Genomic DNA, 14,776 nt, shown 5'->3' with positions numbered 1-14,776 from the left:
ATGAGGCAGCATTCGCAGGATCTGGTTGACGCGCTCGCGGGGTCGTTCGAGCGGGAGTTGACCGTGAACGTTTACACCGCCTCTGAGCGCACCCTTACTGGTGCGAGGTTTGAGTCGTGGCAGTTGAGTTCGGATCTGGGTCGCGCTATCTGCGGGCAGGGTTCGGGCAACGTGGTGCACTCCTCGGTTGACGGTGAGTCTCTGGTTCCGGTAGGCACGAAGGGGATTCTGTCCCCGTTCCGCGCCCGCGTGGAACCGGTGCTGACAATCCGGGCCGGCGCGTTTCAGGAGTCCGTGTCGCTGGGGACGTTCCGGGTAATGGCGGTTCCGTCCGCTGAGGACTACGTGACCGAGTATGAGGGTCGCGAGATTGTCACCGCGTCCCGCGTGGGCATCAAATTCGATTCGCTCGAGACCAACATCGATCGGTGGGGCTTTCGGTTCCCGGAGACTTCGCTGGCTGGCGCTTCGGCGTTCGACGAGATCCGCCGGTTCACGAACATGGCCGTCGAGCAGACCGTGGATGACGTTGCGCTTCCGTCGGTGAAGACGTGGGAGGCGAAGCGGGGTGGTCGCCTTGAGGCCGTGATGGAACTCGGGAAGATCCTGGGCGGCCAGGCTGTGGTGAACAGTCGTGGCGCGTGGGTGATCATCCCCGATGAGATAGGCGAGCCGGTCGCTACGCTGCGCCTGGGCGAGCTCGGTACCGTCCTGGATGTTGCGGATGAGATTGAGACGGACACGGTCTACAACGAGGTGATCGGCAAGTTCGAGGACGCGGAAGGCAACGCGTTCTACTCGATCAAGGCCGTGACATCTGGTCCACTGAGCATCGACGGCCCCTACGAGGTGAACTCTCGCGAGTACTCCTCCGACCTGGTGAAGACACAGGCGCAGGGCGATACCGCGGTGCAGGCTGTACTCGATCAGTCGATCGGCTCCCAGCAGTACGACGTACAGATTCAGTGCCACATCAACCCGTTGGTTGAGATCGGTGACGTCGTCGAGCTCGAGGGTTGGAAGCGGCCGATTGTGGGTCGCCTGACGAACGTCTCTCTGTCAGATAGCGCATACATGAACGTGACGATGCGGGTGGACCGGGAGCTGTCATGAACGATGCGGAGGTTCTGGCCCGAAAGATGTCGCAGCAGACGTCTGCCCGATCTGAAATTGGCCAGTTCGTCCGCATGGATGGCCGTTTCGCGGTCGTCAACATCGGCACGTCTACGGTGACGATCCCCTGCATCGGTTTCTACCCGCCGGTTGCGGGCATGCCGGTGCGGGTCGACTGGGTGAATGGTTCACCGGCTGCGACCGGCCCGGTGCGCCCACTGAACCCCCTTGGCGTGATTACGGCGCCGGGCACGCCGCGCTCTACGGTGACCGTTGACGGTGTGGAGTACAGCTTGTACTACCGGGACGGTTACACGCCGACCGTTGACGACATGGTTGAGATCAACTGGACGACCGGCATCATCCAGGGGAAGATCACCGGTTCCGAGACTCCAGATACGCCGGGGGAGTCGGGCGGCGGGGGCGGCACCCCGTTCGATGTGACGATCCGCGCGAACAACAGTGCCCGGTATCAGTCTGGGTCCGGCTACTGGGGCAATGATCCGTGGGCGAGCTCGAGCAATCAGGGGATCTGGACTTTCGGTAATGCGATCTCGGATGCGGTGGGTTCTGGCGCGACAGTCACCGAGGCGTACACCTTCCTGCCACTGATCTCACAGGTGGGGCTGGCTTCGGTTGGCGCGCATGATCACCCGTCTATCCCTGGGGGCGAGCCGTACATTCTCCCGTCTTCACTGATCACTCTTCCGCTCGGTGGTCGCAATGGCTGGATCGCGCTCACTCCGTCGGTCGGCCAGTATCTCGCCGCTGGCGGTCGGGGTGTTGGCGTCCTCGCTCCGGGTGGTGGGGGTTACACGCGCTGGTACGGGACGGCGTCGGATGCGATGTCTGGCGCGGTTCGCATCATCGGCATCCGCTGATCTCTTCTCATCTTTCAACGCTCACCTGCGGGTGGGCGTTTTGTGTTTCTAAGGGGGACACCTTGGCCTCAAACGATATTGACGACTTCGACGGGCACCCGATCTTTCTCGCTGGGTATGCGCCGGATCTCGGAGTTGACGAGACCACGGCGGCAGAGTACGCGGCAGACGTGGGCAACCGCATCATCCGGGCGAACCTGGCAGAACTGGACGACTACGAGTGGAACCGTGCGGGCCTGTGGGGTCATGCGTTGGATACGAAGTCTGACTATCGGCACGACGGGACCGGCTGGAAGATCGTGGCCCGCCCCTGGACGAACTACACCCCGACGATTGCGAACTTCACGGGCACATTCTCGACGGCCAAGTACATGATCTATCAGGGCGTGGTCACGGTGAAGTTCCGCATTGCGGTGGCAACGATGTCGACGGCACCGACCATTTCGCTCCCGTTGAATGCTTCGGACGCGTTGGAAGAACTCCTCATGTCGAAGGTTCTCTTCCTGCCCAGCACGGGTTCTCGGGGCATCGGGCACATTCGGAAGGATTCTGCGACCGTGGCGTCTTTGGTGACTGAGGCGACTCTCGCGGGCACCGTGTATGTGAGCGGTGTGACGTCGACTTCTCCGATCACGTTCGGTGCGACGTCGACTATTGCGGCGACGTTCCAGTACGAGGCTGCGTGATCTGATGGGTGATCTTCTTCTGCCTGTTGGTCCGCGCAGTATGAGTTCGTGGGCGTCTCATCAGCGTCGTGACGAGCCTTCCAAGGAACCCGGCACGGATTTCTTCTGCCCGATTGGTACGCCCGTTCTTGCGCCTGGGAACGGTCGCATTTACGACACGGGGGACAGCATCTGGCCCGCAACTGGCCGATGGGTAGGTATCGACCTCGACAACGGCATGCGTTTCCGGGCGTTGCACCTGTCGTCCATCCGGCGGTCGCAGGGCTTTGTGCGCCGCGGTGAGGTCATCGGATGGTCTGGTGCTTCTGGTTACGGCGAAGAGGACTGGTCTTGGAACGTCGCTGAGACGGGCGGCGCTCACACGCATGTGACCCTGTGGCCGACTCACGATTCGAACTATGGCTACGACCGCAACGGGAACCCTTACACGGTCGACTTCATGGACTACGCAGACACATCAGGTTCCGCCAGTGGTGGCGGGGGAGACCAGGAGGACGACATGTTCACGGACGATGACCGCAATAAGCAGAACGCCATCTATGCCGCCATCTACGGCCCCGAGAATCTGGGTGCAGCCCAGCTCAAGTGGGTTAACCAGGATGGGCCGCGTTCTGGCGAGTATGGCCTGCTCGACACCGAGTACCGCACTCAGGAGCTTGTGGCGCAGGCGCTGACAAAGCCCCCGATCACGCCCGAGCAGGTCAAGGCGATCGCGGACGCCGTCGTGGCGTCGGTTGGCAAGCCGACCGTGAGCCTCGACTATGCAGCGATCGCGAAGTCCGTGAATGATGATGCCGCGAAGCGACTCGCCGGCTGATGCCCGGTTGGATTGTTGACCTGATCTCAGTAGCACCGTGGCTTGCCGCTGCGGCGCTACTGGTTTGGGTGGCGTTGAAGGTGTGGCCGTTTCTGCGGAAGATCACACACTTCATTGACGACGTGGCCGGTGAGCCCGCACGTCCAGGTTTCGAGGCACGCCCGGGGCTGATGGAACGCCTGTCTGTGGTGGAGGAGAAGCAGGACGAACAGTCGGTGTCGCTTGCTCAACAGTCGGCGGAGATGGCTAACCAGTCGATCGCTTTGGGTGTTGTGCAGCACGAGGTGACCACGAATCACGGTTCCAGTCTGAAGGACGCGGTTAAGAGCGTCGTTGAGGATCTTGACCGCTTGCAGAAGAAGTTTGACAACCACTTGGAGAACAACAAATGAGCAAGTACGCAGATAAGCAGTTTTGGATTGACCTGTTCGACCGGGCCATTGCTACGGCAGCACAGTCGCTTGCGGGTGTTCTCGCTGTCGACAAGATTGGGCTGCTGGATGTGGATTGGTATGGGGCGCTGGGTGTTGCCGGTGCGATCACTCTGGCGTCCGTCCTGACGTCTATCGCTTTCCGGGGTAACACGCCGAAGTCGGAGGTCTGACCATGGCCTTTACCTCTGCGACGAAAGAGACTGCGGCAACGTCGGTCACTGCTACCGGTACGTGGATCAGTCTGCACACTGCTGACCCGTCGACTACGGGTGCGAATGAGGTGACTGGTGGTTCGCCGGCTTATGCGCGGAAGCAGACGACGTGGACGGCTGGTTCGTCTGATGGTGTGGTGAATGGTTCGGCTGTGAGCATTGATGTTCCGGCCGGTACGTATACATACGCTGGTGTGTGGTCTGCGGCAACGTCGGGAACGTTCGTTGGCGGGTTTGCCCTGTCTTCGTCGACTGGTGCGCTCCCGGGTCAGGCTGTTGTGGCTGTCACTCCCATCATCTCGGTGGTCTGATGACGCTATGGGATGAGGTGGGTGCGTTTGTTGATGCGCGTGAGGCTGATCTGGTCGAGCGCGTGGTGTCTGCCGAGTCCCAGTTGTCGACGGTGCTTGCGGAACTTGACCTGGCGCACGCGGATGTTGCGGGTGCGTCTCGTCGGATCGATGAGCTTGAGGCTGAGATCGCGGTTCTGAAGGCACGGATTGCCGAGCTCGAGAAGCCTGTTGATCCTGCTGGTTGGGTGACTCTGTATGACTCGACGTTTGCTAAGGATGACGGGTGGGAGAAGCGGTCTGAAACCCAGTCGAATGACAACTCGTTCAACACGCCGAAGAATGTGGTGTTTGGTGACGGGCTGACTGTCATCGGGCGCCGTGAGGCTCTGGGCGGTCGACCGTACACGACGGGTGATGTTCTGGGTCGGCACGTCCGTGTCCCGAACTATTTCCGCGCAGAGGTGACCGCAACCCTCCCGACCGACTATGGCATGTGGCCGTGTCCGCTGTGGTTCCGCCCGCTCACTCATGGCGATTCGGGTGAGATTGATGTGTGTGAGACGTGGCCGTTCGATTGGGCGTTGGGTGCGAAGGCTCACGCAACAGTGTGGGAGAACTACACGTCGAAGCGGAAAGAGAACGCTTCTCTGCTGTACTCGAAGCTCCCGAACCCTGACCCTGCCGCACCTCACACGTACGTCGTGGAGAAGGTCAAGGGGCGGATCACGTTCTGGATTGATGGCGTGCTGCTGTATTCGTGGGACAAGCCGACGATGAACACGCGTATCGCTTCTTGGTACGACTCGGTGTATGAGATCCCGGGGCGTGAGTGGTATCCGCGGATCACGTTGCAGGCCGGTGGGTCGAGTGCACGTGAACCGAAACCGGAGTGGCAGGAATCGAGGATGGTGATTAACCGCCTCCGCATCTTCAAGGAAGCGTGACGCGACACTGCGGCCTACACGGCGTACTTCTCGCTGTTCGCACCGGGGGCCCACGGGGCCTTGTCCGAAAGATGCAGAGTTCCGCCCGAAGCCTCGCGGAGTAGGCGCTCCCCGTGTCGGACGGCGCGTTTCTTCCCGTAGCGCAGATAGACGCGTTCGTGGAGGAAAGCAAGCTCGCCGGCTGGCGTGAAAGTTACCCACCATCGAAACAAAGACTCGGGATAGACGTGGACGTAGGGCTTTTCGCTCATGCTCGATCCTTGGGGTCTAGTCGCGGGCGTATTCGCGGAGTAGGTCGATGACGACGCGGGAGAGAGTTTTGCCTTCGGACTCGGCTTTCTCCTGCGCCGCCTTCTTGATATCTGCGGGGATGCGGAAGTTGGTGAGCGGAGTCTGCACGTTACCCATCATGCACCGGCATTCGTCTGACCTCGAAGTAGGAGAATCGCGTCAGTGACCATCGCGACCACTTCCGCGTTCGTCCACGTGAGATCGTCGCGCAGTTCCGCGACGTTGTCGAGCGTCTTCTCCAAGTAGGCGAGAGAATCCGCAACGCTCTCCCGTTGCTCAATCATCAGAAGTTTCCTCATCCATCCCGTCTGTTTCGAAGTGCCACGCATGGGAGTAGCCCATGATTTTCATGCCCGTCGCGCATGCGCGGAATATAGCGATGGCGTCAACCCCTTCCGCGATCTGGCGCTCGCACTCCCAGCAATTGGTCTCCTCGAGCGCGTCTGCGAACTCTGGCCTGTCGAACGTCAGCGTCAGTTCGTCACCAGTCAGCACCTCCGAAACCGGGACAGCAGGTTCTTCCGATATCGATGGCACCCAACGCCGCAGCTCCCGGCGTCCATAGAACTCCGGAAAGTCTGCCCTTGCGCTTCGGTCTTCGCTCATGGGGCCAGCGTACCACCCGTAAAGACGAATGTATAGACAACCGGAGGCGTAATGACGATCACGTTGAAGCTGTCCGGCGATGATGTCACAGGCAAGTTTGATTCCGAGCTGACGTCATTCAGCCCGCTGATCGTTGCTGACACCTTGAGCGGTGTCCCGTGGTTCAAGGTGACGTCGACCACGGCTACGAAGATCATCGGGAAGTCGCCGCTGGGTTCGCCGGCCACCACCTATTTCGGGTTCGCGTTCCGGAAGACCGGCAATCCGGCATCATCTCAGGTGTTCCTGCACCCGTTCACTTCGGCGGGTGCGACTTCGTTCCGTTTGCGGTTGTCGTCCACGGGCACGATCATCCTCGACGGCGCATCAACGAACAGTCTCGACACGTCCGCGGTCCTGTCGAACAACACCACGTACGCGTTCGTCGGGTCGATCAGCGCCACGGTTGCGACGGTCGCGATCTACGCGGCTGATGGAACAACCGTCATTGACACGATCACCGCGACGAACACGTTCGGCCTGGTCGACAACTGGCGGATGGGACAGATCGGAACCACGCCTGCACTGCCGGACTGGTCGTTCCGGATGCTACTCGTTGGTGACACGGCGATCACTGCCGCTGACGTGCTGGCAACACCGACGACGCTAGGCACACCGCGCATTGCCGTGCTCAGCGACTCGAACGGTTATGAGAACGGCGCCGGGCCCACACACTACTTCTCCGCGTTCGACGTAAACTTCGACACCCGCAACTTCTACTACGGCGGTGTTGGCGGGAAACGTATCGCCGTCGCTGACCTGACTGGCAAGACTGCGGCGAACAACGTTGCTGACGCGCAGGCATGGTTGGGCACGATCGACACGTGGATCATCGCCCTGGGTACGAACGACCGCCCGCAAGTGGATGCGACGATCAACGCCGACATTGACACGCTGCTGACGGCGATCGGTGCAGGCCCGAAGATCGTATGGATCGGTCTGACATCGAAGGCAACCGCATCGGCGGACGACATCCGCGTGAATGGTCTCATCCAGGCGAAGTTGACCGCACGAGGTAATGCGACGTTCGCGGACTGGAACACGTACATTCGTGCGATCGATGGCGGCTCGAACCCGTCCACGTATTGGTTGACGACGGACTCCACACACATGACGGCGGCTGGGTACACGGAGCGTGCAGCGTTTGTTGCCGCTCAGCTTGTGACGACGGTGAACGTGTCTGCTTCGGGCGCACTGGCTCTTGTCGGTGCCGCAACTCGCACGATCACCGTGGCACGTACTGCATCGGGTTCGTTGACGCTTTCGGGTGACGCATCACGCACTGTGACGGTCGGACGTACCGCATCCGGCACGTTGGCTCTCGCGGGTACGGCTGAGCATGCCACAACTGTCACGAGGACCGCTGCTGGTGTCCTCGAACTGTCCGGTTCAGCATCCACGACTGGTAGCACGGACAGGACCGCAGACGGGCTCCTGACGATCCAGGGCACGGCTACAGCATCGGTCACGATCACACGCACAGCACAGGGTTCGCTCGGGCTGGGTGGCATCGGGTCTGTCACGTACCAGATCGTTCGAACCGCGCTCGGCATCCTCGCCCTGACCGGGGTTGGTGTGACGGCTGCTCGAGTGCTCCCGGATCGTCTCACACTGACCGAGGTCGTCGTCAATCACACGCTCACACCAGTCACGGTTTCGCACACGTTGGAGGACGCATCTTGATCATCAAAAGCGGGGACACACATGTTGTCCAGTGGAAAGCGAACCTCGACCTGACCAGCGCGACGGTGCGACTCGTAGCGAAACCGCGGACAGGTGACCCCATCGTCCTCGCAACCACAATCACGGATGCCACGGAAGGTCTCGTCTCGCACACCCTCACCGGCACACTCGCGATCGGCACATACAAAGTCGAGCTCGAAGTCACAGACGGCGGCGAAATCATCACCTTCCCCAACAACGGGTACTCATCGCTGACCGTCATCCCCGACCTCGACTGATGCACCAACTGAACACGAAAGGCGGTAGACGCGATGGTTAATCGTCTTGTTGCTGTTGATGACGCGGACTACAAACTGCCCGACCCCGTGCTCGCGGCACTGTCCGTCGATGTTGCGAACCCTGCCACCGTGGTCGGCGGCGCACTCGCAGAAGCCTTCGTCGGGCCACTCGATGCAACAGTGTCGGGACCGAAGGCGCCTCTGGTGTACCGCAATGTCGACGACTTCGGCGCGGTGGGGGACGCCACCACGGACGACCGAGCGGCCATTCAGGCGGCCCTCGATGCCGCCGGGGTGGGTGGGCGGGTGCTCCTGTCTCCCCACAAGCGGTACCGAGTAGCGGGCACCCTCATCACGCAGACGTGGCAGACGCTCGAAGGGGCGGTTGGGGCGTTCGGTTCCGGTGCGAGCACATCTGCGGAACTCGTGTTCGCGGTATCCGGCTCAACCCCAGGGATCCGCGCCCGGTCCTACACCAAACTCAAGAACCTCCTCATCCGCGGCCCCGGTGACGCGGTCGGCACCTGCGTGGGCGTCAAAATGTACGACTCATCCGCAAACTCGCTGCGCATGGAAAACGTATCCGTTGACGACTGGGCAATCGGCGTCCACCTCGACCAGGTGTACTACGGACTCCTGCTCAACCCCGCCTTCCGACGCTGCGGAACCGGAATCAAGATCACCTCAAGCCTGAACATCGCCATGCACAACCCGCAAATCAACACGCAGCGGGCGGATGGCACGGTCGGCATCGGTATCGATGGGTGCGCGCGGCCACTGTCCATCTTCGGTGGTTCGATTGAGCAGTTCCAATCCGGCATCAAGGTATTCCACAGTGAGTCCTTGAACTTGTTCGGCGTCTACTTTGAGTCGACCATCGCTTCTGCGAACGTGCGCGGAATCGACACGGCGGCGTTTATCAACACCACGATCAATGCCATCGGCTGCTACATCTACACGCCGAACCTGACGACGTGGATTGAACAACGCGGCGGCACGGGTCGGGTGTTGAACTGCCGCGGGAACAGCTTCATCGCGGGCGCCGCGTCGGCTAACGTCTCCGGTTCTGCTGCCTACCGTTTCACCGTAGGCCAAAACGTTGACATCACGGGCGACAACTGGGTCCGCGTCGAAACGGCACTAACTTCGTACACCGCCGTTGACGGAGGCGGCCTCCCATATCCGGGGGCACGCGTCGAGATCCCGGTTGGATACACCGCAGGTGGCAGTGTTCCCGGCACCATCCTTGACGGGAAGCTCAGGCTCCAACCGGTGGAGGCAAAAACGCACGCCGTGGCCGGGGTCGCAACGATCAACCCCGACTTCGGCAACACGGAAATCACCGTGAGCGCAAACGTGACCAGCATGAACCTCACCGCCGTGGGGTCGCATCGGCAGGAACTCATCCTGACGATTGTTCAAGACGCAACAGGTGGGCGCACCTACGTATACCCATCAAACTTCAGGTTTGCTGGAGGCGTTGCCCCCTCGGATACGACGGCGAGCACACGAACGACAGTGAGGATGCAATACAACGGTGTCCTCAACCGATGGTTTGAGGTTTCCCGCACCGTAGCCGTGCCAGTCACCTAAACGATTCCCCCACCCTCCTGCTTGCGCGGGCGGGTGGGGGCTTTTCGCGTGTGCCAGGATGTGCACATGGTTTCTGCAGCGCCCGCACAAGCAAACCCGGTTCGTTTCGAGCTGCTAGACGTGTGCCGATTCGTCGCAGCGTTCGCCGTCGTGATCTTCCACTGGCTCTACAAGGGCATCGAATTGGACGAGATGAACACGGTGACCTACTCACCCTTCGCAGGGATAGCCGCATACGGATACCTCGGCGTCTACTTCTTCTTCATGATCAGCGGCTTCGTCATCGCCGCATCATCACAAGGCCGCACAGCATCCGAGTTCGCGGTGCGCCGGTTGATCCGTCTCTACCCGGCATTTTGGGTCGCAGTGACTATAACCACCATCACCATCCTGCTCATCGGCGGCACAGTATTCACCGTCACCATCCCGCAGTACCTCGCCAACCTCACCATGATGCCCGGCATACTGCATCAACCGCTCATCGACAACAGTTACTGGACACTGTTCTGTGAACTGCTGTTCTACGGGATGATATTCCTGTTCCTCCTCGTGGGCCTCGGCAAGCGCCTCGAGGTCTTCTATCCAGGGTGGGCGATCATGATGCTCGCACTCACGCTCGTCACGCCCAACATCGCTTCCATGCCATTGCTCGGAACCTTCTACGCCTACTTCGCAGCCGGCGCGATCGTCTCGACGATCCAACGCAACGGATGGTCATGGTGGCAGGCTGTAGGGCTTGCCGCCAGCGCTTACGTTTCGGTTTCGTACACCGTGGCTGAGGCGGGCCGAATAAACGACGCGTCCACCGGGCTCCATCTTCTCTCTCTGCCGCTAGTTGGCGCCCTCGCCGTCGCCTTCTTCGGGATCATGTTGGTCCAGATCATCCCCAGTGTCGCCGCGTGGAAGATCCCGAAGAGCCGCATCTTGGGTGCACTTACCTATCCGCTGTACCTGCTCCACGCGCACATCGGATACATGCTCTTCAACCGGTTCGCTAACGACGAGAACAAATGGGTCGCCTACATCGTCGTCTTCGCGATCATCCTGGGTGGGGCGTACCTGCTATACGCGTTCGTCGAGCTCCGCCCAAAACGAATGTGGTCGGCGGCCTTTGATGGGACCGTGGGGCGTGCGTTGCGTTGGGTTGAGCGCATAGTCGCTCGCGCCCTGCCTAAACGGCGGGTCTCTGCGCGCCGGGAATGGTGGGAAGCCCAGCAGCGCCAGTCGGCGAATCCGCCCGTCTAGCGACTGGCGTACTTCTTGTAACGAGTGAGGAGTTCGTTGAGCGCCGTTTCGGTGCCCTGCTGCGGATGGTCGCGGACAACGGCAATGGCTTCGAGCATCGCCTTCGCCCGGATGGCTTTCTCCATCCTTTGGAGCGATACCAGCAACTCGCCTGGTTCTTGCGGGCCGACGAACTCAGCAAGGATGTCCAGCGCGGTTCCGTCATAGACAGCAAGGTGCGGCTTATCCTCGTCCGGGAGTGCACCCGCAACTAGTGACCGTCCCGGGTCGAGCGCGACCGAGAAGTGTTGTGGCTCATACTGCCCGGCAAGCCTGAAGGTTCCCATGGCTCCAGCGTATGTCAGACGTCGCCCGCATCATTGACAGCATGTCGCACTGGCATCCGATCTTCTTGACCGACGAACCCGAACCCGGCGTCTGGACCATGAAAGCCGCACACGAGACCGCACCATTCGGACGCATCGAACTCCGACGCGTCCCGGGTGCTGGTGTCCTCCGCTACAAGGTGACCATGGGCGGCGACATCATCGGCTGGTCAAACACGTTGCAGCACGCTTGCGAAGGACTGTACAAGGCGCGACTCAAACGCGACGACGACATCCACAACGGGCCACCCAACGGACGCGGCTGAACCTTACCCACCACGCGCATAAGGTCTATCAATGTCCGACGCCCCGAGGACAGTAGACGGATGACACCCGCACAACTACTCGCGTTCGAACGATCAATGCCACGCCACACGCCAGCCAAGACCGCGCTCATCCGACACCGGTTAGGTATTACGGAAGTGCGGTACTACGTGCTGCTGGGGCGTGCTGCAGTGTCTGCGGAAGGTATCGCTGCGGACCCTGTGACTGCACGTATGGTGCGCGAACGGGCCGCTGGTAGGGCGACACGCCGACAGAACCGCGTGCGCGCTTAGAATCACCTTGGCTATGCCTGAGGCTATTCGCTAAGTTGTGTTTTCACTGATTGACCAGTGTTTTCTAGTGCCCCCGACAGGAGTCGAACCTGCGACCTACGGTACCGGAAACCGGCGCTCTATCCACTGAGCTACGGAGGCGTACCGAACGACGATATCACTCGTCGGGGGTGGTCTCCGACCCACCGGCCTCGGTGACGGGAGCGCCGCGCAGCTCATCGAGTGCGGCGGCGAGCCTCTCGGCCAGATAACGGTGCCCCTCGGTGGACGGATGCTTGTGACCGAAGTCCACGTCGATGACGTCGAGGTAGTTCTGATCGGTGATCCAGTCGAGCGCGATGGGGGAGATGTACCACCAGCCGCGTGCTGCCGCGAGCTCGGAGAGGTCGGTGTCGATGCGCGCGGTCGCCGCGCCCACCGGCAGCTCGTGCGGCGCGGGGCCCAGCACGACGATCGACGCCTCCGGGTACTTCGCGGCCAGCGCGTCCCAGGCGGCGGTGACGGCCTCGCGGTAGCCGGCCACGCCCTGGGCCCGGTCGTTGATCGACCCCTGGATGATGATCAGGTTCGGCGCGAGCGCCGGGTCGAGGAGGGCGATGCGCTCGCCGAAGGTCGGACCGTCGAGCCCGGGCTTGAGGTAGCCGCTGCCGCGGACACCGTCGACGATGGTCTCGCCGCCCACGAGTCCCGCGAGCACGTAGGCGTATCCCTGGGTCGGATCGGTCGCTGCCGAACCGTAGGTCCAGGAATCGCCGAACACGAGCACACGCGGGTGATCGGGAAGGCTCAGCGGTGCCGGAGCGACGACCGAGGCAGCGCTTCCCTCGCCGTCGGCGGAGGCTCCGACCGGGGCCGCGGCGGGCATCGGGGTCCATGGTCGCCACACGCCCAGGACGCCCGCGGAGACGGCGAGCAGCAGGGCGATGGCGATGCCCACGGTGCGCAGTCGGCGTCGGGCGGCGGAGTCGTGCATTGCATGAGAGTAGATCACCGGAAGGCGAACGCAAATTCCCCGCGCCGCCGCGGCGTCGGGGACCGTCATCGCGCGCCGTAAACTGGGACGGCTATGAACCCTGAAACGCTCGCCGAAGCCCTCCTCGCCGTCCTCGCACCGATCGCGGAGGAACGACGTCCTGGCGAGCCCCTCGAGCTCGCCGCATCCGACATCGTGTTCGAGCGTCCGCGCAATCGCGACCACGGCGACTGGGCCTCGAACATCGCGATGCGTCTCGCGAAGCCCTTCGGCACGAATCCGCGCGAGCTGGCCCAGCAGATCGCCGACGGTCTCGCCGGTGTCGACGGCGTCGCCAGCGCCGAGGTCGCCGGACCCGGCTTCATCAACATCCGCCTCGACGCGGCCGCCGCAGGTGCGCTCGCGAAGACGATCGTCGACGCCGGAGCCGCCTACGGCACGAACGAGACCCAGGCCGGACGCAGCATCAACATCGAGTTCGTGAGCGCGAACCCCACCGGGCCGCTGCACATCGGCCACACCCGCTGGGCGGCGCTCGGCGATGCGATCGGCCGCGTGCTCGCGGCATCCGGTGCCACCGTCGCTCGCGAGTTCTACATCAACGACGCCGGCGCCCAGATGGAGCGCTTCGCGCAGTCCATCGTCGCCGCGGCGAAGGGCGAGCCCACGCCGGAGGGCGGCTACGCGGGCAGCTACATCAACGATCTCGCCGCCCGCGTGCTCGCGGCCCGCCCCGACTTCCTCTCTCTGGACGACGACGAGAAGGTGATCGTCGCCCGAGAGCTCGGCTACGAGTACCAGCTGGCGGAGCAGCAGGAGTCCCTGTCGAAGTTCAACGTGCACTTCGACGTCTGGTTCTCCGAGCGCACGCTGCACGCGAAGAACGCCGACGGGGTCAGCCTCGTCGACCAGGCCGTGGACCGTCTGCGCGAACAGGGTCACGTCTTCGACCAGGACGACGCCGTGTGGGTGCGCACCACCGACTTCGGCGACGACAAGGATCGCGTGATCCGCCGCTCCAACGGCGAGTACACGTACTTCGCGGCAGACGCCGCGTACTACCTCAACAAGGGCGACCGCGGCTTCGCGCACAAGATCTATCTGCTCGGCGCCGACCACCACGGCTACGTGCACCGCCTGAAGGCGCTCGCGGGAGCCGCCGGCGACGATCCCGAGAAGGACGTCGAGGTGCTCATCGGACAGCTCGTGTCTGTCGGAGGCGCCCGTCTGAGCAAGCGCGCGGGCAACATCATCGAGATGGACGACCTGCGCGAATGGCTCGGCACCGACGCGCTGCGCTACTCGCTGGAGCGCTCGCCCGCCGACTCGCCGCTCGCGCTCGACCCCGAGCTGCTGCAGAAGCGCACCAACGACAATCCGGTGTTCTACGTGCAGTACGCGCATGCCCGCACCCACAACGTGGCCCGCAACGCCGCCGACTCCGGCGTCGACCGCTCGGAGTTCGCCCCCGAGACGCTCACGCACGAGTCCGAGGCGGCGCTGCTCGGTGCGCTGCAGGAGTTCCCGCGCATCGTCGCGTTCGCGGCCGAGGTGCGCGAACCGCACCGCGTGGCGCGCTACCTCGAGGAGCTCGCGGGGCTGTACCACCGCTGGTACGACAACTGCCGCGTGATCCCCCTGAGCGACGACCCGATCGAGAGCGTGCACCGCACGCGTCTGTGGCTGAACGATGCCGCCGGCCAGGTCTTCCGCAACGGACTCGACCTGCTCGGCGTGTCCGCTCCGGAGCGCATGTAGCGACGGCT

Annotated in this window: 19 protein-coding genes and 1 tRNA gene; 13 read left to right on the top strand and 7 right to left on the bottom strand. The window is 62.5% G+C overall.

Going from position 1 to position 14,776, the window contains the following annotated elements:
• The 7 genes from MRBLWH11_RS16865 to MRBLWH11_RS16835 all read left to right on the top strand — a co-directional run bounded on the left by MRBLWH11_RS16865 (position 1) and on the right by MRBLWH11_RS16835 (position 5,380).
• On the top strand, positions 1-1,113 hold the full coding sequence (locus MRBLWH11_RS16865) for a hypothetical protein (RefSeq protein ID WP_341945645.1): 1,113 nt from the start codon (positions 1-3) through the stop codon (positions 1,111-1,113).
• Positions 1,110-1,994 (top strand): hypothetical protein, encoded by an 885-nt coding sequence (locus MRBLWH11_RS16860; protein WP_341945644.1) that lies wholly within the window; start codon positions 1,110-1,112, stop codon positions 1,992-1,994. The genes MRBLWH11_RS16865 and MRBLWH11_RS16860 overlap by 4 nt, the downstream gene beginning before the upstream one ends.
• A 62-nt stretch (positions 1,995-2,056) precedes the next feature.
• The gene (locus MRBLWH11_RS16855; RefSeq protein ID WP_341945643.1) at positions 2,057-2,680 is read left to right on the top strand and encodes a hypothetical protein; all 624 of its coding nucleotides are present in this window, start codon (positions 2,057-2,059) and stop codon (positions 2,678-2,680) included.
• Positions 2,681-2,684: 4 nt separating this feature from the next.
• Positions 2,685-3,497 carry a M23 family metallopeptidase gene (locus tag MRBLWH11_RS16850; RefSeq protein WP_341945642.1) on the top strand — a complete coding sequence of 271 codons (813 nt, stop codon included), beginning with the start codon at positions 2,685-2,687 and terminating at the stop codon, positions 3,495-3,497.
• Positions 3,497-3,889, top strand: a complete 393-nt coding sequence (locus MRBLWH11_RS16845) for a hypothetical protein (protein WP_341945641.1) — start codon at positions 3,497-3,499, stop codon at positions 3,887-3,889. The genes MRBLWH11_RS16850 and MRBLWH11_RS16845 overlap by 1 nt, the downstream gene beginning before the upstream one ends.
• Positions 3,886-4,101 (top strand): holin, encoded by a 216-nt coding sequence (locus MRBLWH11_RS16840; protein WP_341945640.1) that lies wholly within the window; start codon positions 3,886-3,888, stop codon positions 4,099-4,101. Before MRBLWH11_RS16845 ends, MRBLWH11_RS16840 begins: the two co-directional genes overlap by 4 nt.
• A gap of 352 nt (positions 4,102-4,453) precedes the next feature.
• On the top strand, positions 4,454-5,380 hold the full coding sequence (locus MRBLWH11_RS16835; protein WP_341945639.1) for a hypothetical protein: 927 nt from the start codon (positions 4,454-4,456) through the stop codon (positions 5,378-5,380).
• Positions 5,381-5,394: 14 nt separating this feature from the next.
• Here MRBLWH11_RS16835 and MRBLWH11_RS16830 read toward each other — a convergent pair whose 3' ends face one another.
• From MRBLWH11_RS16830 to MRBLWH11_RS16815, 4 genes are read right to left on the bottom strand one after another with little or no spacing between them, the layout of a single operon-like run.
• Positions 5,395-5,631, bottom strand: a complete 237-nt coding sequence (locus MRBLWH11_RS16830; protein ID WP_341945638.1) for a hypothetical protein — start codon at positions 5,629-5,631, stop codon at positions 5,395-5,397.
• A 16-nt stretch (positions 5,632-5,647) separates the two neighbouring features.
• Positions 5,648-5,791, bottom strand: coding sequence for a hypothetical protein (locus tag MRBLWH11_RS16825; RefSeq protein ID WP_341945637.1), 144 nt, complete (start codon positions 5,789-5,791; stop codon positions 5,648-5,650).
• Positions 5,788-5,955 (bottom strand): hypothetical protein, encoded by a 168-nt coding sequence (locus MRBLWH11_RS16820; RefSeq protein ID WP_341945636.1) that lies wholly within the window; start codon positions 5,953-5,955, stop codon positions 5,788-5,790. Before MRBLWH11_RS16820 ends, MRBLWH11_RS16825 begins: the two co-directional genes overlap by 4 nt.
• On the bottom strand, positions 5,948-6,277 hold the full coding sequence (locus MRBLWH11_RS16815) for a hypothetical protein (protein ID WP_341945635.1): 330 nt from the start codon (positions 6,275-6,277) through the stop codon (positions 5,948-5,950). The genes MRBLWH11_RS16820 and MRBLWH11_RS16815 overlap by 8 nt, the downstream gene beginning before the upstream one ends.
• 51 nt (positions 6,278-6,328) lie before the next feature.
• Between MRBLWH11_RS16815 and MRBLWH11_RS16810 the strand changes: the two genes are divergently transcribed.
• The 4 genes from MRBLWH11_RS16810 to MRBLWH11_RS16795 all read left to right on the top strand — a co-directional run bounded on the left by MRBLWH11_RS16810 (position 6,329) and on the right by MRBLWH11_RS16795 (position 11,115).
• Positions 6,329-7,999: a hypothetical protein gene (locus tag MRBLWH11_RS16810; protein WP_341945634.1), complete on the top strand. Its 1,671-nt coding sequence runs from the start codon at positions 6,329-6,331 to the stop codon at positions 7,997-7,999.
• Positions 7,996-8,277 (top strand): hypothetical protein, encoded by a 282-nt coding sequence (locus MRBLWH11_RS16805; RefSeq protein ID WP_341945633.1) that lies wholly within the window; start codon positions 7,996-7,998, stop codon positions 8,275-8,277. The genes MRBLWH11_RS16810 and MRBLWH11_RS16805 overlap by 4 nt, the downstream gene beginning before the upstream one ends.
• Positions 8,278-8,310: 33 nt before the next feature.
• A complete protein-coding gene (locus MRBLWH11_RS16800) occupies positions 8,311-9,870 on the top strand; it encodes a glycosyl hydrolase family 28-related protein (protein WP_341945632.1) in 1,560 nt (519 codons plus the stop codon).
• 66 nt (positions 9,871-9,936) lie between these two features.
• A complete protein-coding gene (locus MRBLWH11_RS16795; protein ID WP_341945631.1) occupies positions 9,937-11,115 on the top strand; it encodes an acyltransferase in 1,179 nt (392 codons plus the stop codon).
• Here the strand turns inward: MRBLWH11_RS16795 and MRBLWH11_RS16790 are convergent.
• Positions 11,112-11,441, bottom strand: coding sequence for a hypothetical protein (locus MRBLWH11_RS16790; RefSeq protein WP_341945630.1), 330 nt, complete (start codon positions 11,439-11,441; stop codon positions 11,112-11,114). The genes MRBLWH11_RS16795 and MRBLWH11_RS16790 overlap by 4 nt on opposite strands.
• 11 nt (positions 11,442-11,452) lie before the next feature.
• Here MRBLWH11_RS16790 and MRBLWH11_RS16785 point away from each other — a divergent pair, with 11 nt between their 5' ends.
• Positions 11,453-11,746: a hypothetical protein gene (locus MRBLWH11_RS16785; protein ID WP_341945629.1), complete on the top strand. Its 294-nt coding sequence runs from the start codon at positions 11,453-11,455 to the stop codon at positions 11,744-11,746.
• 359 nt (positions 11,747-12,105) lie between these two features.
• On the opposite strand, the gene MRBLWH11_RS16780 is transcribed toward MRBLWH11_RS16785, so the two are convergent.
• Together MRBLWH11_RS16780 and MRBLWH11_RS16775 are read right to left on the bottom strand one after the other, a co-directional pair.
• Positions 12,106-12,178, bottom strand: a tRNA-Arg gene (locus tag MRBLWH11_RS16780).
• A 16-nt stretch (positions 12,179-12,194) separates the two neighbouring features.
• Positions 12,195-13,010 carry an SGNH/GDSL hydrolase family protein gene (locus MRBLWH11_RS16775; protein WP_341945628.1) on the bottom strand — a complete coding sequence of 272 codons (816 nt, stop codon included), beginning with the start codon at positions 13,008-13,010 and terminating at the stop codon, positions 12,195-12,197.
• A 93-nt stretch (positions 13,011-13,103) separates the two neighbouring features.
• Between MRBLWH11_RS16775 and argS the strand changes: the two genes are divergently transcribed.
• Complete coding sequence (gene argS, locus MRBLWH11_RS16770; RefSeq protein WP_341945627.1) at positions 13,104-14,768, top strand: arginine--tRNA ligase; 1,665 nt, start codon at positions 13,104-13,106, stop codon at positions 14,766-14,768.
• Positions 14,769-14,776 lie beyond the last annotated feature (8 nt).

The sequence above is a fragment of the Microbacterium sp. LWH11-1.2 genome, assembly GCF_038397745.1.
Lineage (GTDB): Bacteria > Actinomycetota > Actinomycetes > Actinomycetales > Microbacteriaceae > Microbacterium.
Note: the sequence above shows the minus strand (reverse complement) of the source record. Positions and strands in the feature narration are given on the sequence as shown.

Bases quoted from the DNA above. Each gene is read 5' to 3' on its own strand.
- MRBLWH11_RS16800 (WP_341945632.1), top strand. From the start codon at position 8,311: ATGGTTAATCGTCTTGTTGCTGTTGATGACGCGGACTACAAACTGCCC.
- MRBLWH11_RS16865 (WP_341945645.1), top strand. From the start codon at position 1: ATGAGGCAGCATTCGCAGGATCTGGTTGACGCGCTCGCGGGGTCGTTC.
- MRBLWH11_RS16820 (WP_341945636.1), bottom strand. From the start codon at position 5,955: ATGATTGAGCAACGGGAGAGCGTTGCGGATTCTCTCGCCTACTTGGAG.
- MRBLWH11_RS16795 (WP_341945631.1), top strand. From the start codon at position 9,937: ATGGTTTCTGCAGCGCCCGCACAAGCAAACCCGGTTCGTTTCGAGCTG.
- MRBLWH11_RS16850 (WP_341945642.1), top strand. From the start codon at position 2,685: ATGGGTGATCTTCTTCTGCCTGTTGGTCCGCGCAGTATGAGTTCGTGG.
- MRBLWH11_RS16810 (WP_341945634.1), top strand. From the start codon at position 6,329: ATGACGATCACGTTGAAGCTGTCCGGCGATGATGTCACAGGCAAGTTT.
- MRBLWH11_RS16835 (WP_341945639.1), top strand. From the start codon at position 4,454: ATGACGCTATGGGATGAGGTGGGTGCGTTTGTTGATGCGCGTGAGGCT.
- MRBLWH11_RS16840 (WP_341945640.1), top strand. From the start codon at position 3,886: ATGAGCAAGTACGCAGATAAGCAGTTTTGGATTGACCTGTTCGACCGG.
- MRBLWH11_RS16775 (WP_341945628.1), bottom strand. From the start codon at position 13,010: ATGCACGACTCCGCCGCCCGACGCCGACTGCGCACCGTGGGCATCGCC.
- MRBLWH11_RS16785 (WP_341945629.1), top strand. From the start codon at position 11,453: ATGTCAGACGTCGCCCGCATCATTGACAGCATGTCGCACTGGCATCCG.
- MRBLWH11_RS16860 (WP_341945644.1), top strand. From the start codon at position 1,110: ATGAACGATGCGGAGGTTCTGGCCCGAAAGATGTCGCAGCAGACGTCT.
- MRBLWH11_RS16845 (WP_341945641.1), top strand. From the start codon at position 3,497: ATGCCCGGTTGGATTGTTGACCTGATCTCAGTAGCACCGTGGCTTGCC.
- argS (WP_341945627.1), top strand. From the start codon at position 13,104: ATGAACCCTGAAACGCTCGCCGAAGCCCTCCTCGCCGTCCTCGCACCG.
- MRBLWH11_RS16790 (WP_341945630.1), bottom strand. From the start codon at position 11,441: ATGGGAACCTTCAGGCTTGCCGGGCAGTATGAGCCACAACACTTCTCG.
- MRBLWH11_RS16815 (WP_341945635.1), bottom strand. From the start codon at position 6,277: ATGAGCGAAGACCGAAGCGCAAGGGCAGACTTTCCGGAGTTCTATGGA.
- MRBLWH11_RS16825 (WP_341945637.1), bottom strand. From the start codon at position 5,791: ATGATGGGTAACGTGCAGACTCCGCTCACCAACTTCCGCATCCCCGCA.
- MRBLWH11_RS16830 (WP_341945638.1), bottom strand. From the start codon at position 5,631: ATGAGCGAAAAGCCCTACGTCCACGTCTATCCCGAGTCTTTGTTTCGA.